This is a genomic window from Phenylobacterium sp. (genome assembly GCF_036501465.1).
Taxonomy (GTDB): Bacteria; Pseudomonadota; Alphaproteobacteria; order Caulobacterales; family Caulobacteraceae; genus Phenylobacterium.
In genome coordinates this window covers 73,229-95,978 of the sequence record NZ_DASYAF010000073.1, presented here as the reverse complement: position 1 = coordinate 95,978, position 22,750 = coordinate 73,229, and the positions used below count along the sequence as shown (strand labels likewise).

The following is a 22,750-nucleotide window of genomic DNA, read 5'->3' as shown; positions in this document are numbered from 1 at the left end:
GGCGATGGACGCAACGCCTTCCGCCCACGCGGCCGCCCTCTGGGTGGGGCTGCACCTGATCCTGCTGCTGGTGCTGTCGGTGCTGGTGGTGCGCCAGCGGCGCAAGCACCAGGTGGTCCTGGGCGACGCCGACATCCCGGAGCTGACCCAGGCCGTCCGCGCCTTCGGCAACGCCACAGAATATGTGCCGGCCGGGCTGGTCGCCGTGGCGGTGCTGGCGGTGGCCGGCGCGCAGCCGATCGTGGTGCATGCGGTGGGCCTGGTGCTGTTCGCCGGACGGGTGGCGCACGCCATCGGCCTGTCGCGCAGCGGCGGCTCCTCGATCCTGCGCTCGGCCGGGGCGACCGCGACCTGGGTGGCCTACATCCTGGGCGCGGTGGCGCTGTTGTTCTACGCGATCCCCTGAAGGCCCTGGCCCTGAAGGCTCTGGCCCTGAAGACGCTGGCCCTGAAGACCCTGGCCCTGAAGACCCTGGCCGCAAGCTTGTTCTGAAGCGCCCGCTCGGCCATATGGCCCGCATGGACGAAAACCTGCTGAACGATGTGGTGGCCGCCGCCCTGGCCGCCGGGGCCGACGCGGCCGAGGCGGTGGGCGCCGAGCGCCAGGCGCTGTCGATCAATGTGCGCAACGGCGAGCTCGAGGAGGTCGAGCGCGAGGAGAGCCGCGACCTGGGCCTGCGGGTGTTCATCGGCCGGCGGCAGGCGAGCGTTTCCGGCTCCGACGTCAGCGCCGAGGCCCGGCGGACATTGGTCGAACGCGCCGTGGCCATGGCGCGCCTGGCGCCGGAGGACCCCTACGCCGGGCTGGCGGACCCGACCCTGCTGGCGAAAGGCCCCTTCCCCGACCTCGACCTCTATGACGCCGCCGAACCCAGCGCCGAGGCCCTGGAGGCGCAGGCGCGGACGCTGGAGGCGGCCGCCCGGGCGGTGCCCAAGGTGACGAACTCCGACGGCGGCTCGGCGAGCTGGTCGGCCGGCCAGTGGCGGATCGTCACCAGCGGCGGTTTCTGCGGCCTGCACCGCGCCTCGTCCTTCTCGCTGGGCGCCTCGGCGGTGGCCAGCGACGGCGAGGGCATGGAGACCGGCTACGACGGCCGCTCGGTCCGCTGGCAGGCCGACCTGCCGGACGCCGAGGCGATCGGGACCGAGGCGGGCCGGCGGGCCGCCGGCCGGCTGGGCGCGCGCAAGATCGCGTCCACCACCGCCCCGGTGATCTTCGAGAACCGCATCGCCGCCTCCCTGCTGGGGCCGCTGGTGGGCGCGGTCTCGGGCCCGGCGATCGCCCGCGGCGTCTCGTTCCTGAAGGACAAGCTGGGCCAGCCGGTGTTCGCCAAGGGCGTCGGCGTCTGCGACGACCCGCACCGCAAGCGTGGCCTGGGCTCCTCGCCGTTCGACGACGAGGGCGTGGGCAACCGGCCGACGCGGCTCATTGACGACGGGGCGCTGACCACCTGGCTGCTGAATTCGTCGTCGGCGCGGCAGCTCGGCCTGGCCACCACCGGCCATGCCTCGCGCGGCCTGGCGGGGCCGCCCGGCGTCGCGCCCTCGAACCTGACGCTGGAGCCCGGGAGCCGCGACCTGGCGGGGCTGATGGCCGACGCCAAGAGTGGCCTGCTGATCACCTCGATGTTCGGTCCGTCGCTGAACGGCAACACCGGCGACTGGTCGGTGGGCTGCTCGGGCTTCTGGTTCGAGGACGGCCAGGTCGCCTATCCGGTCAACGAGATCACCGTGGCCGGCAACCTGATCGACATCTACGGCCGCCTGGTCCCGGGCGCCGACCTGGAGCTGCGGGGCGCGACCAATGCGCCCTCGATCCTGATCGACGCGCTGGCCATCGCCGGCCTCTAGAGCCTCCTTGACCGCGGGCATTGATCCGCGGCGGCGGCGGGCTTATCGGCTGCGCCGAAACCCGTTTCACGCGATACGAGATTCCCGGCCATGGCCAACAAGCAACTCCTCCACCTGGTGATCGGCGGCGAGCTGAAGACGCTCGATGGGCCCGCCGAGTTCAAGGACCTGAAGAAGGTCGACCTGGTGGGCGCCTATCCCAACTACCAGCAGGCGGTGACCGCCTGGCGCGCCAAGGCCCAGTCGACGGTGGACAATGCGCTGATGCGCTATTTCATCATCCACGCGCACAGGCTGCTGGATCCGGGCAGCGACGACCACCAGCACCAAGGGGACCACCAGCACTGAGCGCCCAGCCGTGCTAGGTCTCCCCTCGCGGATGGCCTGGGCTGGGCGAGCGCACGAAACCGGGAGCAGGGCTGAGGTGAAGATCGGTCGGTGGCGCGGCGCGCTCGGCGCCTGGATCCTGGCGGCGAGCCTGGGCTTGGGTCCGAGCGCCCAGGCGCTGACGCCGCGTGACCTGGTGACCTACGGCGTCGCCGCGAGCAGCGTCACCTATCGCGGCCGGGCCGCCGTCAAGATCGAGGCGGACCGATCGCCCGGCGCGGGGATCGGAACCGCCAACGGCAATGCGATCGCGCTGCTGAAGGGCTCGAGCTTCCACAACGGCGTGATCGACGTGTGGCTGGCCGGCGCGCCGAAGCCGGGCGCCCCGGAGGCGGCCAGGGGTTTCGTCGGCGTGGCCTTCCGGGTCGGGAGCGATCCGCGCCACTATGAGGTGATCTACATCCGGCCGACCAACGGACGCGCCGACGACCAGCTGCGGCGCAACCACGCGATCCAGTACAGCTCCGAACCCGAATACCCCTGGCAGCGGCTGCGGAGCGAAAGCCCGGGCGCCTACGAGGCCTACGCCGACATGGCGCCGGGGGATTGGATCCGCTGCCGGATCGTGGTGACCGGCGCGAAGGCGCGCCTGTTCCTCGGGGCGAACAGGCAACCCAGCCTGATCGTCAACGACCTGAAGCACGGCGATGAGACCGGCGGGGTCGCGCTGTTCATCGCCGCCGGCACGGTGGCCTATTTTTCCGGCCTCTCGGTCAAGGGCTAGGACCCTACGCCGCCTGGACGGGCCTCGAGAGGGCGCGCCGCCGGCGAAGGCTCGCGCCCGCCAGGCCGAAGCCGGCGATCAGCATCGTCCAGGTGGCGGGCTCCGGTACGCCGGGCGTGCTGGCGGCGATCGGAACGCCGCCGACGCTCCAATCGGCGGCAAACGCCGGGTCCACCGTGAAAGTCGGGTCGACCACGGCGGTGTCCTCCCCGAAGTCGATCGAGCCGTCGGGATTGCTCTGGAACTCGCGCACGTCGGACGAGGCGAAGGTGGTCATCACCAGCGTGTAGGTCACGCCGGGAACGAAATCGACGGTGCTGTTGATGGTGAAGTCCTCGAGGCCCTTCTCCCGGTTCGCGGGCACGTCGTTCTCTTGGACCTTGGCGCTGATCTCCTGGATACCTATGCCGGAGAAATCGAAGAACGCCTCGGCGGCCCCGTCCTGGCTCCAGGTCGCGGAGCCCTTCGCCCCGATGGTGACCGGAACGAACGGGGCCGATCCGGTTCCGATCAGCGCCAGGCGCAACACGATCTCGGTCTGCGACGTGAGCTGCGTCGCGAAGCCCACGCCGGTCACCGTCGGGAGCGGACTCATCTGAATGTCGGACTCCGCGGTGCCGCCGTGGGTGGCGACTGCGTCCGCGCCGACGAGCCAGTTGGTGGCGCTCTGCCCGACCTGCACGATGGTCGCGCCGCTGGCGCCGTCGCTGATGGGCACCGGGGCGCCGTTCGCGTCGACCGCCGTCCCCGTAACCACACCCAGGTAGAATGGCGCCTGCGCCTGGGCGGCCGCCGCCCCCACGATCGACACGGAAAGCGCCGCACCCATCCCCACGACACCAAAACGATTGAAAGCCATCACGAACGCTCCACGCAAGCGGCTGGCCTCTAGGCCGAGCCTGTCCTGAACCCGCCCGAACCGTAGGCCGCAAAGTCCGGCGTCGCTTGCCTGGGAGCGCCAACTCTCTTGTCTGCCGACGTATCCCGCACCGGGCGAATAGGCTGGACAAACCACCGAACCGTGTTCGAACTGCGCGCCGCGGTTATCGTAGGGGAAACCGGAGATCATGCAGCGGACGATCAGCACGGCGGAAGCGCCGCCGGCGGAACGCCTCGACTTCTGGCACGACATGGTCTGCCGCACCTTCTTCCGCGTCGATTGCAGGCCCTTGGAGCCGGCGACCTTCCATGGCGAGATCGCGACGGGTACGGCGCCGCCGATCGCGTTTTCGCGCCTGCGCAGCGCGCCCCAGACGGTGCGGCGCGACGCCGACCATGTGCGCCAGACCGAGGACGAGGTGGTCCTGGTGAACCTGCAGGTCGCCGGAACGGGAACCTTCGTGCAGGACGGCCGCGAGACCGTGCTGCGGCCGGGGGATTTCAACTGCCTGGACAGCACCCGGCCTTGCGAGATGAGCTATGAGGGCGAGTTCGAGCAGCTGGTCTTCTACATGCCGCGCAGCGCCGTCGACCGGGCGATGGGCGGGACCTCCCATGTGACCGTGGCCCCCATCCGCCGCGAATCCTCCATGGGTTCGCTGGTCTCGACCTATATCCGCGACCTCGGCTCGCGGATCGCCGCGCTGCCGCCGGCCACCGCCGAACGGCTCGTCGAGGTCGGCCACGCCCTGGTGCTGACCGCGCTGGGCGAGGTGTCGGGGCGGAACGCTCGCGCCCAGGAGTGGGGACGCCCGGCGCTGCGGCAGCGGGCCCTGCATCAGATCGAGATCAACGCGCGCGATCCGCAGTTCGGGTCCGCCGAACTGGCGGCGGCGGTGGGCGTGTCGCTGCGCTACCTGCAGCACCTCTTCCGGGACCTGGGCGAGACGCCGACCGGAAATATCTGGAAGGCCCGCCTGCACATCGCCGCGCGCGACCTGGTCGATCCGCGGCTCGCCGAGGCCGGTGTCGGCCAGATCGCCTTCGCCTGCGGATTTTCCGACGTCGCCCACTTCAGCCGCCGCTTCCGGGCGGCGTTCGGCCTGGCGCCGCGCGACTATCGGGCCGGCGGGCGAATCCCGGGACACCTCGACGCCTGAGCCGGTCGTCCCGGCGCCGGGCCCCGGCCCGTGGCCGAGCCTATGCTAGAGCGCCCGGGCGGGCCTTGAGAGGGCGCGTCGCCGGCGAAGATTCACGCCGGCCAGGCCGAAGCCGGCGATGATGAGGGCCCAGGTCGCCGGTTCCGGCACGCCACCGGGGCCGGGCGTGCTGGTGTCGACCGGAATGCCTTGGATGGTCCACCGATCGGCAAAGTCCCCCTCCACCGTGAACGTCGGGTCGGAAACCGCCATGTCTTCGCCGAACTGGTGGGACGTCGGGTCGAAGCTGAGGAGATTGGCCGAAGCGCTGGTGAAGACCTTGACGCCGTAGACCTCGCCCGGCTGCAGATCGAACGTCTCGTCGACGCCGAACTCATCGCTGTCCTCGGTGAAATTCTTCCCTGGCGTCGAGAATTTGTTGAGGTCGACGTTGAGGAATATCGGTGCGACGCCGGCGATGAGGCTCCCGCCCTGGAACTCGAAACCGGCTTCGGCCGTGCCGTTCTGGGTCCAGGAAATCTGGCCCTGCGCCTTGACCTCGACGGGAACGAAGGGGTCGCCCGCGGTTCCGGCCAGGGTGATCTGATAGAAGGCGACGCTATCGCCTTCGAGCTTTTGCGCATTGGTGACGCCGGACTGGAACGGCGCCATCTGGATGTTGGTCTCCGAGGTGCCCCCGTGCGCCGCCGTCGCATTGGTCCCGACCTGCCAGTTGGTGGCCGTCCGTCCGATCCGCACCTGATTGGGGTCCGCAATCTGTGGATTGCCGTCCTGGAACATCGTCGTGACCCCATTCGGATCGACCAGCGTGCCGTCGATTTCCCCTCCGTAGAGGGGCACCGACGCCGCGGCCGGTCCGGCGAGCGCCGCGCAGGCCGCCGTCACGGCCAAGCCCGGAACCCAATAGCGATTGGCAGTCATCACCGACACTCCGCGCCAGCGGCCGGCGTCTGCCCGGACCGCGTCCTGAACCCATCCGAACCGTAGGCCGCGACGTCCGCCGCCGCTTGCCTGGGAGCGCTCAGTCTTTTGTCTGGCGGCGCGGACACCCCCCGCGCGAATTGGCTGGACAAGCCACCGAACCGTGTTCGAAGTTCGGAATTCGGTTGTCGTAGGGGAAACCGAGGACCATGCAGCACACGGTGAGCACGGCGGAAGCCCCGCCTCCGGAGCGCCTGGACTATTGGCAGGATGTGGTCTGCCGCACCTTCTTCCGCGCCGATTGCCGGGCGCCGGAGCCGAGGTCCTTCCACGGCGAGATCGCCACGGTGCTGACCCCGCCGATGGCCTTTTCCCGCCTGCGCAGCACCGCCCAGACGGTGCGCCGCGACGCGCGCCAGGTGCGCCAGACCGAGGACGAGGTGTTCCTGGTGAACCTGCAGGTCTCCGGGACGGGAGGGTTCGTGCAGGACGGCCGCGAGGTCCTGCTGCAGCCGGGGGATTTCACCTGCTCGGACAGCACCCGGCCCTGCGAGATGACCTACGAAGGCGAGTTCGAGCAGCTGGTCTTCTACATGCCACGGAGCCCGGTGGCCCGAGCGCTGGGCGGGACCTCCCACCTGACCGCGGCGCCCGTGCGCGGCGCCTCCGCCGTCGGCGCGCTGGTCTCGACCTATCTGCACGACCTGGGCTCACAGGTCGCCGCGCTGCCGCCGGCCACCGCCGAACGGCTCGCCGAGGTCGGCCAGGCCCTGGTGCTGACCGCGCTGGGCGAGATGTCGGGGCTGAAGGCGCACGCCCACGAATGGGGACGCCCGGCGCTGCGGCAACGGGCCCTGCATCAGATCGAGATCAACGCGCGCGACCCGCAGTTCGGATCGGTCGAACTGGCGGCGGTCGTCGGCGTGTCGCCACGCTACCTGCAGGACCTGTTCCGCGACCTGGGCGAGACGCCGAGCGGATGCATCTGGAAACGGCGTCTTCACGTCGCCGCGCGCGACCTGGTCGATCCGCGCCTCGCCGAGGCCGGGGTCGGCCAGATCGCCTTCGCCTGCGGGTTTTCCGACGTGGCCCACTTCAGCCGCCGCTTCCGGGCGGCGTTCGGCCTGGCGCCGCGCGACTACCGCGCCGACGGGCGAGTCCCGGACCACCTTGACGCCTGAGCCAGGTCTCCTACTCCCGCCGCAGCAGCTTTTCGGTGAGCGCCGAGCCGATCATGCCGGCGCGGAAGTCGGCCTTCATGCCGTCCGGGTCGTACAGCGGGCTTTCCACCCATTCGAGGAAGCTCATGCCCGCCGGCTCGCCCTCAGCCAGATAGCGCTCGAAGACGTAGTCCAGGACCCCGGTCTTGCCGGCCTTTATGTGCAGGTAGCGCAGCGACAGCTGGTCCAGCGCCTCGCGGATCGTCTTGCCCTGGCGGAAGTGCACGTAGAAGACGCTCATGATCCCGGCCCGGTCCGCGCCGGACTTGCAGTGGATCAGGGCCGGATAGGCGATGGTCTCGAACAGCCGCTTGGCGCCCAGCACCCGCTCGCGGCTCGGGACCTCGCGCGAGGTGATGGTGAGGTTGACCATCTCCAGCCCCAGGCGGGCGCAGGCGTCCTTCTCGAGCGCGTAGAAGCTGGCGTCGAAGCCGCCGCGCAGGTTGACGACGGTCTTGATCCCCTTGGCCTTCCAGGCGGCGAGCTGATGCGGCCAGGGCTGGTTGGCGCGCAGCAGTTCGTCGCTGATCCAGTGGGCGTTCGAAAAACCCAGGCGCAGATAGGCGTGGTCGTTCCACAGGTAGTCGGCGTAGGTCCGCAGCCGCCCGCCCGGCGTGGTCATGTCGAATCTGTTGGCCACGGCCTCGGCGGTCATGGGCGCTTACCTAGGGCTTCGCGGCCGCCTGCGAAAGCGCCCCGTCGTCGCGGCGGCGGCCAAGCGCCGCCCCTGGCCGCTCAAGCTTGACTTCGCCCCCGCATCGGACGACGCCTCAGCCATGAGCGCCCTCCCGACGCCAGAGCTCTCGGCCCGCGTGCTGATCGCGCGGGTGGCCCGGATCTACCTTTTGCCGCGCTGGAAGGGCTGGATCACCGCCTTCGTGGCGGCCATCGCGACGGCCTATTTCACCACCCTGCTGGCCCAGATCCTGGAGCCGGCGACCAACGACCTGTTCGTCAACCACAAGCCCGGCCAGCTTGAGCGGCTGCCGCTGATGATCGTCGGCATCGCCTTCGCACGGCTGGCGGCCTCGCTGATCCAGGCCTCGCTGGTCAACCGCATGGGCAACGGCGTGGTGGGCGACGTGCAGGTGCAGCTGTTCGGCCGCATGGTCCGCGCCGACCTGGCTCGCATCCGAAGCCAGCATTCCGGCTCCTACGTGGCCTCGGTGCTCTATGACGCCGGCCTGATCCGCGAGGCGGTGACCAGCGGCTTCATCAACTACACCCGCGAGCTCTTGATCGTGATCGGGGCGGTCACGGTGATGATCGGCAACGACCGGTGGCTGACCATCGGGGTGATCGTGGTGGCGCCCATCGCCAGCATCATCATGCGCCGTTTCTCCAAGCGCTCCAGCAAGGCCGCGCGCGGCGCCATGGCCGAGACCTCGGCCCTGTCGACGGCGATCATGGAGAGCCTGGACGGGGTCAGGATCGTCAAGATCGAGAACCGCGAGACCTATGAGGAAGGCCGCGTGGCCGAGGTGGTGACGCGCCGCCAGAACCACCTGATCAAGGGCGCCAACGCACGCGCCTTCGCCGCGCCCTCCACCGAGCTGGTGATGACCCTGCTGACCGCGGCGGTGCTCTACTACGCCGGCTGGCGCTCGGCGCACGGGCACATGACCGCCGGCGCCTTCGTCTCGTTCATGGCGGCGCTGGCCATGGGGTCGCAGTCGCTGCGCCAGGTGGCCAACCTGCAGACCGTGTTCGCCGAGGGCATGGCGGCGATGCGCCGGCTGTTCGCCGCGCTGGACGTGGAGCCGGAGGTGCGCGAGCGGCCGGGCGCGGGCGCGCTCACCCTGGCCCAGGGCGCGATCCGCTTCGAGGCCGTGGGCTTTTCCTACGACGGCGACGGGCCGCCGACCCTGAGCGGCGTCAGCCTGGAAGTGCGGCGCGGCGAGACGGTGGCCCTGGTCGGCCCCTCGGGCGGCGGCAAGAGCACCATCCTGAACCTGATCCCGCGCTTCTATGACGTCACCGAAGGCCGGGTGATGCTGGACGGCCAGGACGTGCGCGAGGTGACGCTGGCCTCGCTGCGCGGGCAGATCGCGCTGGTGACCCAGGAGCCGTTCCTGTTCGATGACAGCATCCGCGCCAACATCGCCTACGCCCGGCCGGAGGCCCCGCCCGAAGCAGTGGAGCAGGCGGCGCGGGCGGCGGCGGCGCACGAGTTCATCCTGGCCCTGCCCGAGGGCTACGAGACCCAGGTGGGCGAGGCGGGCGCCAGGCTTTCCGGCGGCCAGCGCCAGCGCATCGCCATCGCACGCGCCTTCCTGAAGGACGCCCCGATCCTGCTGCTCGACGAGGCGACGAGCGCCCTGGACACCGAAAGCGAGGCGCATGTGCAGGCGGCGCTGAAGCGGCTGATGGCCGGGCGCGCGACGATCCTGATCGCGCACCGGCTGTCGACGGTGCGCGGCGCCGACCGCATCTATGTCCTGGACCGCGGCCGCATCGTCGAGACCGGCGACCACGACGGGCTGATGCGCCGCCGCGGCCTCTACGCGCGCCTGGCCCGCAGCCAGGACCTGGACGCCGAGACGGCCGCTTGAGGTTGGGCGCCCGATGAAGAAGCTGCTGCGCAGCGACGCCGTCCAGACCCTGCTGGGCTGGCTGCTGGGGATCTATATCCGCCTGATCCTGCACACGGTGCGCTGGACGCACGTGAACCTGGAACGCGTGGAGCCGGTGCTGGCGAGCCCGCAGGACGGGGCCATCGCGCTGTTCTGGCACGGGCGCATCCCGCTGTGCCTGGCGACCGCGCCGCAGTGGTGGCGCAAGCACACCAAGGCGATGATCTCGCCCTCGTCGGACGGCCAGTTCATCGCCACCGCCCTGGAGATGGCGGGCTTTCCCGGCATCCGCATGTCCACCGCCAAGCCGGGCGACGCGGCCAAGGCGCGCCAGGCGGTGGCGGCGCTGCGCGAGGCGGTGACCCATGTGGCCGGCGGCGGGGCGCTGGTGATCACGCCGGACGGCCCGCGCGGCCCCAACGAGGTGATCGCCCCCGGCGCGCTGCAGATCGCCAAGCGCAGCGGCCAGGGGGTCTATCTGATGGGCATCGCGGCCCATCCGGCCATCCAGCTCAGCGGCTGGGACCGGATCATGTTCGCCGCCCCGTTCGGCAGGGGCGCCGTGGTCTGGGACGGCCCGCTGCATGCGCCGAAGGACATCGACGGGGCCGCCGCCGAGGCCATGCTGGCGGACTGGTCGGCGCGGCTTTCGGCGCTCACCCGGCGCGCGGAGGCCATGGTCGGGCGGCCACAGTCTGCGGCCGCGTCAACAGCGCCACATTGATCCGAGGCCCCGGCGGTGAGACATAGGCGCGATGGCGCACACCCACGACCATAAGCACGATCACGATCATGGCCACGACCATGACCATGGGCACGACCATGATCGCGGGCATGGGCGCGCGCATGAGCCTCATGACCATGCGCACCACGACCATGGGCACGACCATGGCCACAAGCACGACCATGGGCATGGGCACGGGCACTCGCACGGCCTGGGGCATCACCATCACCACCACGCCCCGGCCAACATGGGCGCGGCCTTCGCCGTCGGGGTGACGCTGAACACCGGCTTCGTGGCGGTGGAGGTGGTCGCGGGCTTCCTGTCGCACTCCATGGCGCTCTTGGCCGACGCCGGCCACAACCTGTCCGACGTGCTGGCGCTGTTGATGGCCTGGGGCGCCACCATCCTCGCCAAGCGCGCGCCGTCCGGCCGGCGCACATATGGCCTGCGCAAGGGCACCGTCCTGGCCTCGCTGGGCAATGCGGTGTTCCTGCTGCTGGCGATCGGCGGCATCGTCTCGGAATCGATCCACCGGCTGACCCTGCCCAGCGCCATCGATACCCGCACCGTGATGATCACCGCCGGCCTGGGCGTGGCGATCAATACGATGACCGCCCTGTTCTTCATGCGCGGCAGCCAGGACGACCTGAACGTCCGCGGCGCCTTCCTGCACATGGCGAGCGACGCGGTCGTGTCCCTGGCCGTGGTGGTGGGCGCCGGAATCATCGCGCTCACCGGCCTGCAGTGGATCGACCCGGTGCTGAGCCTGGGCATCGCGGTGGTGATCGTGCTCGGCACCTGGGGCCTGCTGCGGGATTCGGTGAACCTGGCGCTGGACGGGGCGCCGCGCGAGATCGACGTGGCCGAGGTGCGCGCCTACCTGGCCGCCCTGCCCGGCGTGGCGGAGATCCACGACCTGCACGTCTGGGCGATGAGCACGACGGAGACGGCGCTGACGGCGCACGTCATCCGGCCGGCCAACGACGACGGCGACCGCTTCCTGCACGCCGCCTGCGAGGGCCTGGCGCACCGGTTCAACATCGGCCACTGCACTCTGCAGGTGGAGACCGAGGCCGACAGCGCCTGCCACCTGGCCCCGGCCGGGGTGGTGTGAGTCGAAAGCCAAGCACCCTGCCGCTGGCGCTCTATGCCGCGGCGACCGGCCTCTTCGAGCCACTGACGCCTGCCCTGCTCCGCCGCCGCGCGCGGGCGGGCAAGGAGGACGCCGGGCGGCTGCACGAACGCCTGGGGCGGCCGATGGTGGCGCGGCCGGAGGGGCCGCTGGTCTGGCTGCACGGGGTGAGCGTGGGCGAGAGCCTGTCGCTGCTGCCGCTGATCGGGGCGCTCCGGGCCGGGCGGCCGGGGCTGAACGTCCTGGTGACGTCCGGCACGGTGACCTCCGCCGAGGTGCTGGCCCGGCGCCTGCCCGCCGGCGTCACCCACCAATATGCGCCGGTGGACGCGCCGGGGGCCGCGGCGCGGTTCCTGGACCACTGGCGGCCGGACACCGCCTTGTTCGTGGAGAGCGAGCTGTGGCCGAACCTGATCGCGGCGGCGGCGGGGCGCGGCGTGCGCCTGGGCTTGGTCTCGGCGCGGATCACCCAGGCCAGCGCCGACGGCTGGAGTCGGGCGGCGGGAACCGCGCGGGCGCTGCTGGGCGCCTTCGAGCTGGTCCTGCCGCAGGACGCGGCCACGGCGGCGCGGCTCTCGCGGCTGGGCGCGACGGTGGGTCCGGGCCTGAACCTGAAGCTGGTTGGCGAGCCGCCGCCGGTGGACGAACGCCTCGCCGCCGAACTCAAGGCCCTGGGCCGCCGCATCGTGCTCGCCGCCAGCACCCATCCCGGCGAGGAGCGCCCGATCGCCGAGGCGTTCCGGGCCGCGACAGCGGATGGGCCAGGCGCTCTGCTGGTGGTCGCGCCGCGTCACCCGGACCGCGGGCCGGCGGTGGCCGACGAGCTTCGGGCACTGGGCTTCACGGTCGCGCGCCGGGCGGCCGGCGAGCCCCCGGCCAAGGCCGCCGAGGCCTATGTGGCCGACACCCTGGGCGAGCTTGGGGCCTTCTACGCCGCCGCCGATGCGGTGGTGATGGGCGGGAGCTTCGTGGACGGGATCGGCGGGCACAATCCGCTGGAGGCGGCGCGGCTGGGCTGCGCCATCCTCACCGGCCCCCACGTGTTCAACGCCGCCGACATCTATGGCGCCATGCTGGATGACTGCGCGGTGATCGCCGCCGCCGACCGCGCGGCGCTGGCCCGGCACATCGGCGGCGTACTGGCCAATCCGGCGATCGCGGAGCGCGTGGGCGAGGCGGCGGCGGCCTTCGCCGCGCGCCAGGGCGCGGCGCTGATCGAGGCGATGGCGCTGATCGAACCCCTGTTGCCGGCCATGTCGCCCGCATGAAGCTCGCCACGCCCCGCTGGTGGTACACGCGCGACCTTTCCGCCCGGAAGGGGGCCATGCCGGCGACGCGGGCCGTCCTGACGCCGATCTCCTGGATCTGGGCGGCGGTGACGGCGCGCCGGATCGCGCGGACGGTTCCAGCCACTGTGGGCGCGCCGGTGATCTGCGTCGGCAACCTGACCGTGGGCGGGGTCGGCAAGACGCCGGTGGTGCGCGCGCTCGCCGAACGGCTGGCGACCCAGGGCGCGCCAAGCGGGGGCAAGGCGGTCCACCTGCTGTCGCGCGGCTATGGCGGGCGCCTGGCCGGGCCGGTGCAGGTCGATCCCACCGTCCACAGCGCCGCCGACGTCGGCGACGAGCCCTTGATGCTGGCGGCCGATTTCCCGGTCTGGGTGGCGCGCGACCGGGCCGCGGGCGCCAAGGCCGCCGCCGCGGCGGGCGCAGACGTCATCGTCATGGACGACGGGCATCAGAACCCGACCGTCAGGAAGGCGCTGTCGCTGGTGGTGGTGGACGGCGAGACGCGCGGCGACGACTGGCCGTTCGGCGACGGCCGGGTCTTCCCGGCCGGGCCGATGCGCGAGCCGCTGGCGGCAGGCCTGGCGCGCGCCGACGCAGTGGTGATGATGCTGCCCGACGACCTGGCCGCCCCCGATCCCGAGTTGGCCGCGATGCTGGCCGGCCCGCCCCTGCTGGTCGCGCACCTGAAGCCCACCGCGCCGCCGCCCGCCGGGCCGCAGGTCGGCTTCGCCGGCATCGGCAAGCCGTGGAAGGTGGCCCGCGCCCTGCGCGCGGCCGGCTGCGAGCTGGCGGACTTCGCCGAGTTCCCCGACCACGCCGCCTATGACGAGGCCACGCTGAAGGCGCTCGCCGACCGCGCGGCGGTGTTCGAAGCCGGCCTGGTGACCACCGAGAAGGACTGGGCGCGGCTGCCGCAGGCCTGGCGCGCGCGGGTGACGCCCTGGCCGGTGGCGGCGGTGTTCGACGATCCGGCGGCGCTGGACGCCCTGCTGGCGAAGGCCGGGCTGTAGAGCGCGCTTGCATACCTCGAAGTTCTAGGTATTATACCTATAAGTTCGAGGTATCCAGGCGGGTCGCGATGGCGTCGACAAACCCCAGTTTCATGAACGGCGTGCCGGAACTGCTGGTGCTGCGCCTGCTGCGCGGCCGGCAGATGTACGGCTATGAGATCGTCCAGGCGATCCGCGAGGAGACCGGCGAGGTCGTGAACCTCGGCGAAGGCGTGGTCTATCCGGTGTTGCACGCCCTGGAGAAGAGCGGCGCGATCACTTCGGAGCGCCGGCCGGTCGGCGGCCGCAGCCGCATCTACTATTCGCTGTCGCCGAAGGGCGCCTCGCGCCTGACCGAGCTCACCGAGCTTTGGACCCGGCTGACGGGCGCGGTGCAGCAGGTGCTGGTGGGAGGCGCGCGTGCAGGCCTCGTTTGACCCGCTCTTGCGCCGCCTGCTGGACGGCGGGGTCCGCCGCAAGCCGGCGCGCCGCTACCTGGCCGAGCTGAAAGACCATCTGGACGACCTCATCGCCGAGGAGCGCCGGGCGATGAGCGATCCGCAGCTGGCGGAGAGCCGGGCGCTTTGCAGACTAGGGAGCTTCGACATGCTGGCCGACGCCATGATTGAACGCCGCGAATTCCAGAGCTGGGGCCACAAGGCGCCCTTCGCCGCCTATCTGGTGGCGCCCGCCGCCGCCCTGGCGGCGGTCACCGCGCTGACGGTGGTGGGCGTGGTGATGACCGTGAAGCAGACGCACGCGGCAGGCGCGGGGCCCGTGCCGGGCCAGGTGGCCGAGTTCGCGACCGGCATGATGTTCTTCGCCAATGTGATCCTGCCGGTGCTGCTGGCCTGGGCGCTGGGCGCAGCCGCGTTCCGCAACCGCTCGGCCCTGCTGTGGCCGGCCTGCGGGATCGTCGCCCTGGCGGCGCTGGGCAGCGTGTTCCACGTCAGCCTGACCCTGCCGAGCGCCATGACCCGGGGCGAGGTCGCGATCTCGCCGGACGGGTTCATGGGCTTCTCCGCCATGCTGGCCGCCGCGGCCCTGCCCTACGCGGGCCTGCTGTTCTGGCGTGCGGCGCGCGAGCGCCAGGCGGCCTGAAGTTCACCGGATTCCTCCTCCCCTTGCGGGAGGAGGTGGCCCGCGGAGCGGGTCGGAGGTGGGGTTTCTCAAGCCTCTCGAAGCTGACCAGGTCGCCGTATCGTGCGGATGGCGGAGCGTAACCCCACCTCCGTCAGCCTGCGGCCGACACCTCCTCCCACAAGGGGAGGAGGATCACGAAGCCATCCTCAGCCCGTCGCGCCGGCTTTTTCGGCGAACTTCCAGCTGGCCTGGGCGAGGCTCAGCACGCGGTCGGCCTGCTGGGCGGCGTGGGGGCTGTTGGCGGTGCCGTCGCGCACGCGGCCGACGATCCCCTGCAGGATGCCCGCCAGGCGGAAGGCGTTGTAGCTGCAGAACCAGTTGAGGTCATGCAGGCCGGAGCGCCCGGTCAGGCCGCAATAGTGCGCCACCGCCTCGTCCAGCGTCGGGATGCCGTGCGTCGCCAGGTCGGGAATGGTCGAAAGCGAGCCGTTGATCCAGTTCATCAGCAGGTAGGTGAAGTCGGCCAGCGGGTCGCCGAGCGTGCAGAGCTCCCAGTCCAGCACCGCCTTCACCCTCGGCTGGTCGGCGTGGAAGATCATGTTGTCCAGGCGGTAGTCGCCGTGGACGATCGAGGTCTTCTCCTGCTCCGGCAGGGTCCGGGGCAGCCACTCGATCAGCCGCTCCATCTCCGGGATGTGGATGGTCTCCGAGGCCTTGTACTGCTTGGTCCAGCGGTCGACCTGGCGGCCCATGTAGTTGCCGGGCTTGCCGAAGGCCTCCAGGCCGATCGCCACGTAGTCGGTGTTGTGCAGGTCGGCGAGGGTCTTGATCTTGTCCATGAAGATCGCGCGGCGCTCGGCGGGCTGGCACTGGGGCAGCGACTGGTCCCAGAAGATCCGGCCCTCGACCATGTCCATGATGTAGAACCAGGTGCCGACGACGCTGTCGTCCTGGCAAAGGCCGTAGGTCTTGGCGACCGGGAAACCCGTCGGACCCAGCGCGCTGATCACCTTGTATTCGCGGTCCACCGCGTGCGCCGAGGGCAAGAGCTTGCCGGGCGGCTTCCTGCGCATGACGTACTTCTTGGCCGGCGTGACCAGCTGGTAGGTCGGGTTCGACTGGCCGCCCTTGAACTGGCGCACCTCCAAGGGTCCCGCGTAGCCGGCGACATTGGCCTTCATCCAGGCGTCGAGGGCGGCCTCGTCGAACCGGTGGCTCTCGGCGACGTCCTTGGTGCCGGTGTTGAGCTGCTCGCGCTCCTGCTCGGCGGTGTCGACCACGGCGGCCATGGCGTTCCCTCGTACAACTGTTTGAACCACTTTACCGGGGCGGCTCGGAGCGCTGCAAGGCATCGGTAGGGAAAACCCCTTTTCCTGTGTCATCCCGGAAAGCGCGCAGCGCTTGTCCGGGACCCATCGGCTCCGTGTGGCGGCAGCAATTGCGGCGGCGCATCGGCGCGTCCGGACGCGCAGAATTCATGGGTCCCGGTTTCGCCGCGGCGAAACCGGGATGACACCCGACGGTTCAGCGCGCCAGCGCCCGCCAGCCGATGTCGGTGCGGTGGAAGCCCTGCGGCCAGTCGATCAGCGGGATGGCGCCATAGGCCCGCTCGCGCGCCTGCGCCAGGTCGGCGCCCACGGCGCAGACATTGAGCGCGCGGCCGGAGCCGGCCAGCACCGCGCCGTCCGGCCCGGCGCTGGTGCCGGCGTGGAACACCACCACGCCCTCGCCGAAGTCGCGGTCCAGGCCCTTGATGACGCTGCCCGCCTGGGCCGGGCCGGGATAACCCTCGGTCGCCAGAACCACGCAGATGGCGTCGTCGTCACGCCACTTCGGCTCCGGCAGCTCGTGCAGGCGACCGGTGGCGCAGGCCACCAGGTAGGGGACGAGGTCACTCTCCAGGCGCAGCATCAGCACCTGGCATTCGGGATCGCCGAAGCGGGCGTTGAATTCCACCAGCTTCGGGCCATGGCGGGTGGCCATCAGCTCCACGAACAGCACCCCGCGATAGGGCGCGCCGTCGGCGGCGATGCCCTTGAAGGCCGGGCGCACCAGCTGGTGGTCGATCTGGTCGACCAGGTCGAGGGTGAAGACCGGAGCCGGCGAATAGGTCCCCATGCCGCCGGTGTTCGGACCCTGGTCACCGTCGAAGGCGCGCTTGTGGTCCTGGACCCCGCCGAACAGCTTCGACGTCTTGCCGTCGCAGAGCGCGAACAGCGAGCCGATCTCGCCCTCCAGATATTCCTCGATCACCACCTGGGCGCCGGCCGCGCCGAAGCGCCCGGCGAAGGCGTCGTCGATGGCCGCCTCGGCCGCCGCACGGTCCGGGGCGATCACCACGCCCTTGCCGGCCGCCAGGCCGTCGGCCTTGACCACATAGGGCGGAGCGAAGTGGGTGAGCGCGGCCTTGGCCTCGGCGGCGTCCCCACAGATGCGGTAGGCGCCGGTGGGCAGGTGGTGGCGGTCGCAGAAGGCCTTGGTGAAGGCCTTGGAGCTTTCCAGCCGCCCGGCCGCGGCGGTGGGGCCGAAGCAGGCGATGCCGGCTTCCTGCAGGGCGTCGGCGAGGCCGGCCTCGACGGCCACCTCCGGCCCGATCACCACCAGGTCTGCGGCGATCTGGCGGGCCAGTTCCACCTGCCGGGCGACCTCGGTGGGCTTGATGTCGAAGGTCTCGGCGATGGCCGCCATGCCCGGGTTGCCCGGCGCGCAGACCAGCCTGCGCACCAGCGGCGACTGTTTGATCTTCCAGGCCAGCGCATGCTCGCGCCCGCCGGAGCCCACGAGGAGGATGTTCATCGCGCGGCTTTGGCGCGGGCGGCGCGACGGGTCAATACGGCAGGCGCCGAGGGGGCCGGCGCAACCAAATCCATCGCCGCGATTTCAAAACCGTAGAGGCTGCGTCGTAGGGCTGCCCATGGCTTATGTCGATCGTCCCGATCCGCCGCATCGGTTCGGCTTCACGTCCTACGCCGACGACACGCCCCGGTTCGAGGCGTTCGACGATCCGGCCGTCGCCGGAACCCGCTTTGCCCCCGACGACGCCGACTGGGAAGCCGATTGGGACGACCCGGTGGCGGAGTCCGTCGGCGGCTCGTCGGACAAGCCCGGCCTGATCGGCTTCCTGGCCGCCCTGCTGGCCGGGACCCTGGTCGCCGCCGTCCTGGCCTACTTCGGGACCGGCCTGATCCGGTCGATGCCTCATAGGGTTCTGGCCCAGCCGGCGGCGGCTCCTGCGGCGGCGATGACGCCCCAGGGCCCGGGCGCGCCGGCGCTTGCGCCGGGCGTCAGCGGGGCTGGGGCCTTGCCCAATGAGCCTTCTGCTTCCGCCTCGAGCGCGACGGCGGGCCTTCCCTTGACCGCCTTGCCCCCGCCGGCCGTTCCGCAACCCAGCTCGACCACGAAGCCCCACCGGGCGAGCCAGAAGGCGACGGCCCGCCACAGGCTCGCGCCATTGGATTGCGCCCGTCCCGCCTCGTCCGGCCAGCGCATGGTGTGCCGCAGTCCGGGGCTGCGGGCGGCGGACCGCCGCATGACCCGCGCCTATGCCGCGGCGCTGGCGGCGGGCGCGCCGCCGCGGACCCTGCGGCGGGACCAGGTGAAATGGCTCAAGGTCCGCGAGGCCGCGGCGCGGCGCTCCAGCCAGGCCGTCGAGGCAGTCTATAGCCGCCGGATCGAGGCCCTGGATTCGCGGCCATACGCCGCCTGCGCCGCCCCCCCTTCGAGAGGCTCGGGCCTCACGCGGGTCACGCGCTGGCTGCTGTCCGTACCCGGGAAGATCGTCTCGCCGAAGCGACGGGCGGGCTGCGGCTAGGGCGCGACGCTCGGCGCCGGCCCGAAGAAGCCGGTGATCCGGCGGATCTGGCCGTTGGGCGCGAGTTCGTAGAAGTCCTGGCCCTGGGTGATGGTCTTGCCGTCGCCGCCCTGCAGCAGCCAGCTCACCCGCATGGCGCTGTGGTGGGTCTGCGGCGCGCTGCAGCGGAAGCGGGCGCCGGGCGTCTGCCGCTGGAAGTCGGCGATCGTGGCGCTGAGCGCCGCGCGGCCGGCGGCGTAGGTCGGGGTCGGGTCGGCGTAGACGCCGTCGGCGGCGAAGACGCGTTCGAGCAGCCGGTCCCGCTCGGCCCGGTCGGTGGTGTTCCAGGCCGCGCAGTGGGCGGCGACCACCTCGGCGGGGGTCAGGCCCGGGGCGGGCGGCTTTTCGCCCGCCATGGCGGCGCCGGCCAGCGCAGCGGACAGGGCCGCGCCCAGACTGATGGCGAGTTTCAACATCGGCGACGCACTCCCCTGGAACAGGCGGAGAGCTTGCCCGGCCCTACCCTTCCAGGTCCAGCGAATAGCCGGCCGAGCGCACCGTGCGGATCGGGTCGTCGTCGTCGGTGACGCCGAGCGCCTTGCGCAGGCGCCCGATATGGACGTCGACGGTGCGGGCCTCGACATAGACGTCGGAGCCCCAGACGGCGTCGAGCAGCTGTTCGCGGGAGAAGACCCGGCCCGGGTGCTGCATCAGGTAGTCGAGCAGGCGGAACTCGGTCGGGCCGAGGTGGATCTCGGCGCCGGCGCGCTTCACCCGGTGGGCGACGCGGTCGATCAGCAGGTCGCCGCGGCGCACGCGGTCCTCGGCCAGGCCCGGGCGGATGCGGCGCAGCACCGCGCGGATGCGCGCGGTGAGCTCGGTCATCGAGAAGGGCTTGACCACATAGTCGTCGGCCCCGGTGTCGAGGCCGCGCACCCGGTCGGTCTCTTCGCCGCGTGCGGTCAGCATGATGATCGGCAGGTTGCGGGTCTCGTTGCGCTGGCGCAGCCGGCGGCAGACCTCGATGCCGGAGATCTTCGGCAGCATCCAGTCCAGCACGATCAGGTCGGGCAGCCGCTCGTCGATGAGCAGCAGGGCCTCCTCGCCGTCGCCGGCCAGGCCCACGTCGTAGCCCTCCTTCTGCAGGTTGTACTGCAGCAGGGTCGCCAGCGAATCCTCGTCCTCGATCACCAGGACGTGCGGCGTCATCTGCATTGTGGTCAGCCCCCCGATCCCTAGGCCTGCAGGGCGTCGGTCTTCGGCCGGCCGCCGACGATTTCGGCGCCGGTGATCTCGTAATGCACGATTTCGGCGATGTTGGTGGCGTGGTCGCCGATCCGCTCGAGGTTCTTGGCCACGAACAGCATGTGGGCGCAGGCGGTGATCGTGCGCGGGTCGCCCATCATGTAGGTCAGAAGCTCGCGGAACAGGGCGTTGTAGTGCTCGTCGACCTCGTCGTCCTGGCTCCAGACGGCGAGCGCGCGCTCGATGTCGGAGCGGCTGTAGGCGTCGATCACGCTGGAGAGGCGGCCCAGCACCAGCTTGCCCATGCGCTCGATGGAGCGGGTGAGCGGGGTGAGCGGATCGCTCTCGATGATCACCAGGGTGCGCTTGGCGATGTTCTTGGCGAGGTCCCCGCAGCGTTCGAGGTTGTTGGCCACCTTCATGGCGGCGAGCGCGCGGCGCAGGTCGTCGGCCACCGGCTGGCGCAGCGCGATCAGGCGGATGGTGCGGCGTTCGATCTCGCGCTCGGCCTCGTCCAGCTTGTCGTCGCGGGAGACCACGGAGGAGGCCAGGTCCTGGTTGCGCTTGACCACGCTGTTCACCGCGTCGGCCACCTGGGCCTCGGCCAGGCCGCCCATGCGCACGCATTCGGCGGACAGGCCGTTCAGCTCATCCTCATAGGATTTGACGATGTGCTCGTTCATTCGCCTCGCCTCAGACCCGGCTTTCAGGGACGCTTTAACGACGCTCAGGGATCGAGGCCGCCCACGCCCGTCCTATGCTACAGTCTCATGACGCTTTGACGACGCCGTCGGGGGTCGCCGCCAGCGGGAAATAGGCCGTGAACGTACTGCCTTCGCCCTCGGCGCTGGCCACCACCAGGCCGCCGCGATGGCGGTTCATGATGTGCTTGACGATGGCCAGGCCCAGGCCGGTTCCCGACCGCGCCCCGGTCTTCTGGCCGTCCACGCGATAGAAGCGTTCGGAGAGCCGGGGCAGGTTCTGGCGCGCGATGCCCGGGCCGAGGTCGCTGACCCGGAACGCCGCATAGGTCTCCTGCGAGGGATCCGGCGCCACCAGCGACAGGCGCGGCAGGCCTTCGGGGCCCGCGGCGGCGGCGAGGTCGGACAGGCCGGCCTGGATTTCGATGCGCACCGCCGCGCCGTCCGGCGAATATTTGACCGCATTGTCGATCAGGTTCTGGGCGACCTGGACGATCTGGTCGCGCTCGCCGCGCACCAGCACCGGCTGGGTGTCCCGGCCGCACGGCTTCCAGTCCAGCTTGACCCGGCGCTGGGCGCCCAGGGGCGCGGCGGCCTCCACCACCTCGCCCACCAGCATGCCCAGGTCCACGACCCCGCGCGGGGCGATGTGCTCGTCGAGCTCGATGCGGCTCAAGGAGGTGAGGTCGGCGATCAGCCGCGCCATGCGGTCGGCCTGGGCCTGCATGATGCCCAGGAACTTGTCGCGGGCGTCGGCGTCGTCGCGGGCATGGCCGCGCAGGGTCTCGATGAAGCCCGAGAGCGAGGCCAGCGGCGTGCGCAGCTCGTGGCTGGCGTTGGCCAGGAAGTCCACCCGGGTGCGCTCCATGCGCCGCCCCTCGGTCTCGTCGTGCAGGGTGATGAGCGCCAGACGCGACCCGTCGCGGGCGAAGCCCAGGAAGCGGCCGCGCACCTTCAGGCTCTTCGACTGGGCGCCGGTGGTCTCATAGTCGCCCTCGGCGTCGACCTCGTCGAACAGGGCCTTGTCGACGGTCTCCAGCACCACCGGGTCGCGCACCGCCGACAGCAGCAGGCCCTCGTCGGCGTTGATCCGCAGGAGCTCGCGCGCGGCGGTGTTGGCCAGGATGTAGCGCCGTCCCGTGAGGTCGCCCGGCTCGAAGCCTGTGACCACCAGGATCGGGTCCGGCAGGGCGTCGATCAGCGCCGCATAGAGCTGCGAGTCCGGAACCGTCAGCGGGATGGGATCGAGCAGGGACAGCGCCGAATCTCCGTTGCGAAGGACTCTCTAGCATCCCCAGTCGTGTGTCAGGCCGGTGACGATTCGCCCCGCCCGGCGCATCGCGCTGTTGACCGATCGCCGGCGAGGCGACTTTCTCGCGGGAACCATCGCCGGGCCCGGAGGTTGTATTCCCTTGGCGGCGAGTCATGGAGGGGCGGCCAGATGGCGTCCGATGCGGCGGTAGACCCCGCGGATTCGACCCTGCGCGAAGTCGATCACCGGGTGAAGAACAACCTGCAGATGATCGCCTCGCTGATCCAATTGCAGTGCCGGCGAACCGAGGACGAGACCGTGCGCGCCGCGCTTCGGACCGTGCTCGGCCGGGTCGGGGCCGTGGCCACCGTGCACCGCCGGCTGTTCCAGGGCGATCCGGGGCTGTTCGAGGCCGCCGACTTCCTGCGCGACCTGACCGCCGACATGGCCGGCCAGGCCGGCCGCGACGACATCCAGATCGCGCTGGACCTGGAGGCGGTGACCCTGCCCGCCGCGTCGGGCGCGCCCTTCGCCCTGATCGCCAACGAACTGCTCGACAACGCCCTGCGCCACGCCTTCCCGCCGCAGCATGGCGGGCGCATCGCGGTCGGCCTGGCGCCGCAGGGCGGCGGCTGCCGGCTGACGATCGCCGACGACGGCGCGGGCCTGGGCGGACGGGCGGACGGTTTCGGCCTGACGGTGGTGCGCCTGCTCTGCCGCCAGCTGCACGCCGAGCTTGCGCTCGAAGACGCCCGGCCGGGGCTTCGCGTGACCTTGACCGTGCCGCGGCGCGACGCCGGCTGAAGCGCCCGGCCCCATGCTCTAGCCATG

Annotated in this window: 25 protein-coding genes; 16 read left to right on the top strand and 9 right to left on the bottom strand. The window is 71.2% G+C overall.

Translation table 11 applies throughout. The annotated features are described in order from the left end of the window. Window positions 1–4 precede the first annotated feature (4 nt). From VGL85_RS08185 to VGL85_RS08170, 4 genes are all read left to right on the top strand, one after another. Complete coding sequence (locus tag VGL85_RS08185) at window positions 5–406, top strand: MAPEG family protein (RefSeq protein WP_331587907.1); 402 nt, start codon at window positions 5–7, stop codon at window positions 404–406. Window positions 407–518: 112 nt separating this feature from the next. After that, window positions 519–1,850: a TldD/PmbA family protein gene (locus tag VGL85_RS08180; protein ID WP_331587930.1), complete on the top strand. Its 1,332-nt coding sequence runs from the start codon at window positions 519–521 to the stop codon at window positions 1,848–1,850. Window positions 1,851–1,940: 90 nt separating this feature from the next. Next, complete coding sequence (locus tag VGL85_RS08175) at window positions 1,941–2,198, top strand: DUF4170 domain-containing protein (RefSeq protein ID WP_331587905.1); 258 nt, start codon at window positions 1,941–1,943, stop codon at window positions 2,196–2,198. Between the two features lie 76 nt (window positions 2,199–2,274). Then, window positions 2,275–2,961: a hypothetical protein gene (locus tag VGL85_RS08170; protein ID WP_331587903.1), complete on the top strand. Its 687-nt coding sequence runs from the start codon at window positions 2,275–2,277 to the stop codon at window positions 2,959–2,961. A 4-nt stretch (window positions 2,962–2,965) separates the two neighbouring features. Here the strand turns inward: VGL85_RS08170 and VGL85_RS08165 are convergent, their stop codons facing one another. Beyond that, window positions 2,966–4,048: a PEPxxWA-CTERM sorting domain-containing protein gene (locus VGL85_RS08165; RefSeq protein WP_331587901.1), complete on the bottom strand. Its 1,083-nt coding sequence runs from the start codon at window positions 4,046–4,048 to the stop codon at window positions 2,966–2,968. Between VGL85_RS08165 and VGL85_RS08160 the strand changes: the two genes are divergently transcribed. Further along, the gene (locus VGL85_RS08160; protein WP_331587899.1) at window positions 4,029–5,000 is read left to right on the top strand and encodes a helix-turn-helix domain-containing protein; all 972 of its coding nucleotides are present in this window, start codon (window positions 4,029–4,031) and stop codon (window positions 4,998–5,000) included. The two genes, VGL85_RS08165 and VGL85_RS08160, sit on opposite strands and share 20 nt — an antisense overlap. A 45-nt stretch (window positions 5,001–5,045) precedes the next feature. Here VGL85_RS08160 and VGL85_RS08155 read toward each other — a convergent pair whose 3' ends face one another. Beyond that, entirely contained in the window at window positions 5,046–5,921 is an 876-nt protein-coding gene (locus VGL85_RS08155; RefSeq protein ID WP_331587897.1) for a PEPxxWA-CTERM sorting domain-containing protein, read from the bottom strand. Window positions 5,922–6,130: 209 nt separating this feature from the next. On the opposite strand from VGL85_RS08155, the gene VGL85_RS08150 reads away from it, so the two are divergent. After that, window positions 6,131–7,102 carry a helix-turn-helix domain-containing protein gene (locus tag VGL85_RS08150; RefSeq protein WP_331587895.1) on the top strand — a complete coding sequence of 324 codons (972 nt, stop codon included), beginning with the start codon at window positions 6,131–6,133 and terminating at the stop codon, window positions 7,100–7,102. A gap of 10 nt (window positions 7,103–7,112) precedes the next feature. Here the strand turns inward: VGL85_RS08150 and VGL85_RS08145 are convergent, their stop codons facing one another. Then, window positions 7,113–7,796 (bottom strand): fused DSP-PTPase phosphatase/NAD kinase-like protein, encoded by a 684-nt coding sequence (locus tag VGL85_RS08145; protein WP_331587893.1) that lies wholly within the window; start codon window positions 7,794–7,796, stop codon window positions 7,113–7,115. Between the two features lie 121 nt (window positions 7,797–7,917). Between VGL85_RS08145 and VGL85_RS08140 the strand changes: the two genes are divergently transcribed. The 8 genes from VGL85_RS08140 to VGL85_RS08105 all read left to right on the top strand — a co-directional run bounded on the left by VGL85_RS08140 (window position 7,918) and on the right by VGL85_RS08105 (window position 14,949). Next, window positions 7,918–9,693: an ABC transporter ATP-binding protein gene (locus VGL85_RS08140; RefSeq protein WP_331587890.1), complete on the top strand. Its 1,776-nt coding sequence runs from the start codon at window positions 7,918–7,920 to the stop codon at window positions 9,691–9,693. 13 nt (window positions 9,694–9,706) lie between these two features. Continuing rightward, a complete protein-coding gene (locus VGL85_RS08135; RefSeq protein ID WP_331587888.1) occupies window positions 9,707–10,438 on the top strand; it encodes a lysophospholipid acyltransferase family protein in 732 nt (243 codons plus the stop codon). A 68-nt stretch (window positions 10,439–10,506) separates the two neighbouring features. Further along, complete coding sequence (locus tag VGL85_RS08130) at window positions 10,507–10,713, top strand: hypothetical protein (protein ID WP_331587885.1); 207 nt, start codon at window positions 10,507–10,509, stop codon at window positions 10,711–10,713. Then, a complete protein-coding gene (locus VGL85_RS08125; RefSeq protein WP_331587883.1) occupies window positions 10,686–11,552 on the top strand; it encodes a cation diffusion facilitator family transporter in 867 nt (288 codons plus the stop codon). Before VGL85_RS08130 ends, VGL85_RS08125 begins: the two co-directional genes overlap by 28 nt. Continuing rightward, window positions 11,549–12,838 carry a 3-deoxy-D-manno-octulosonic acid transferase gene (locus VGL85_RS08120; protein ID WP_331587881.1) on the top strand — a complete coding sequence of 430 codons (1,290 nt, stop codon included), beginning with the start codon at window positions 11,549–11,551 and terminating at the stop codon, window positions 12,836–12,838. The genes VGL85_RS08125 and VGL85_RS08120 overlap by 4 nt, the downstream gene beginning before the upstream one ends. Further along, entirely contained in the window at window positions 12,835–13,869 is a 1,035-nt protein-coding gene (gene lpxK / locus VGL85_RS08115; RefSeq protein WP_331587879.1) for a tetraacyldisaccharide 4'-kinase, read from the top strand. The genes VGL85_RS08120 and lpxK overlap by 4 nt, the downstream gene beginning before the upstream one ends. A 68-nt stretch (window positions 13,870–13,937) precedes the next feature. Then, on the top strand, window positions 13,938–14,285 hold the full coding sequence (locus VGL85_RS08110; protein ID WP_331587877.1) for a PadR family transcriptional regulator: 348 nt from the start codon (window positions 13,938–13,940) through the stop codon (window positions 14,283–14,285). Next, complete coding sequence (locus tag VGL85_RS08105; RefSeq protein WP_331587875.1) at window positions 14,269–14,949, top strand: hypothetical protein; 681 nt, start codon at window positions 14,269–14,271, stop codon at window positions 14,947–14,949. Before VGL85_RS08110 ends, VGL85_RS08105 begins: the two co-directional genes overlap by 17 nt. A 188-nt stretch (window positions 14,950–15,137) precedes the next feature. Here the strand turns inward: VGL85_RS08105 and VGL85_RS08100 are convergent, their stop codons facing one another. Together VGL85_RS08100 and purD are read right to left on the bottom strand one after the other, a co-directional pair. Further along, a complete protein-coding gene (locus VGL85_RS08100; RefSeq protein ID WP_331587872.1) occupies window positions 15,138–16,220 on the bottom strand; it encodes a phosphotransferase family protein in 1,083 nt (360 codons plus the stop codon). A 235-nt stretch (window positions 16,221–16,455) separates the two neighbouring features. Next, complete coding sequence (gene purD, locus VGL85_RS08095; protein ID WP_331587871.1) at window positions 16,456–17,727, bottom strand: phosphoribosylamine--glycine ligase; 1,272 nt, start codon at window positions 17,725–17,727, stop codon at window positions 16,456–16,458. A gap of 118 nt (window positions 17,728–17,845) precedes the next feature. Between purD and VGL85_RS08090 the strand changes: the two genes are divergently transcribed. Then, on the top strand, window positions 17,846–18,742 hold the full coding sequence (locus tag VGL85_RS08090) for a lysozyme inhibitor LprI family protein (RefSeq protein ID WP_331587869.1): 897 nt from the start codon (window positions 17,846–17,848) through the stop codon (window positions 18,740–18,742). Here VGL85_RS08090 and VGL85_RS08085 read toward each other — a convergent pair. From VGL85_RS08085 to VGL85_RS08070, 4 genes are all read right to left on the bottom strand, one after another. Further along, window positions 18,739–19,197: a nuclear transport factor 2 family protein gene (locus VGL85_RS08085; RefSeq protein ID WP_331587867.1), complete on the bottom strand. Its 459-nt coding sequence runs from the start codon at window positions 19,195–19,197 to the stop codon at window positions 18,739–18,741. The two genes, VGL85_RS08090 and VGL85_RS08085, sit on opposite strands and share 4 nt — an antisense overlap. A 43-nt stretch (window positions 19,198–19,240) precedes the next feature. After that, a complete protein-coding gene (gene phoB, locus VGL85_RS08080) occupies window positions 19,241–19,930 on the bottom strand; it encodes a phosphate regulon transcriptional regulator PhoB (RefSeq protein ID WP_331587928.1) in 690 nt (229 codons plus the stop codon). 26 nt (window positions 19,931–19,956) lie between these two features. After that, a complete protein-coding gene (gene phoU / locus VGL85_RS08075) occupies window positions 19,957–20,649 on the bottom strand; it encodes a phosphate signaling complex protein PhoU (RefSeq protein ID WP_331587865.1) in 693 nt (230 codons plus the stop codon). A gap of 85 nt (window positions 20,650–20,734) precedes the next feature. Next, window positions 20,735–21,838, bottom strand: coding sequence for a sensor histidine kinase (locus VGL85_RS08070; protein ID WP_414695202.1), 1,104 nt, complete (start codon window positions 21,836–21,838; stop codon window positions 20,735–20,737). A 270-nt stretch (window positions 21,839–22,108) separates the two neighbouring features. Between VGL85_RS08070 and VGL85_RS08065 the strand changes: the two genes are divergently transcribed. Then, window positions 22,109–22,723, top strand: coding sequence for a sensor histidine kinase (locus VGL85_RS08065; protein WP_331587862.1), 615 nt, complete (start codon window positions 22,109–22,111; stop codon window positions 22,721–22,723). The last annotated feature ends 27 nt before the right edge of the window (window positions 22,724–22,750 follow it).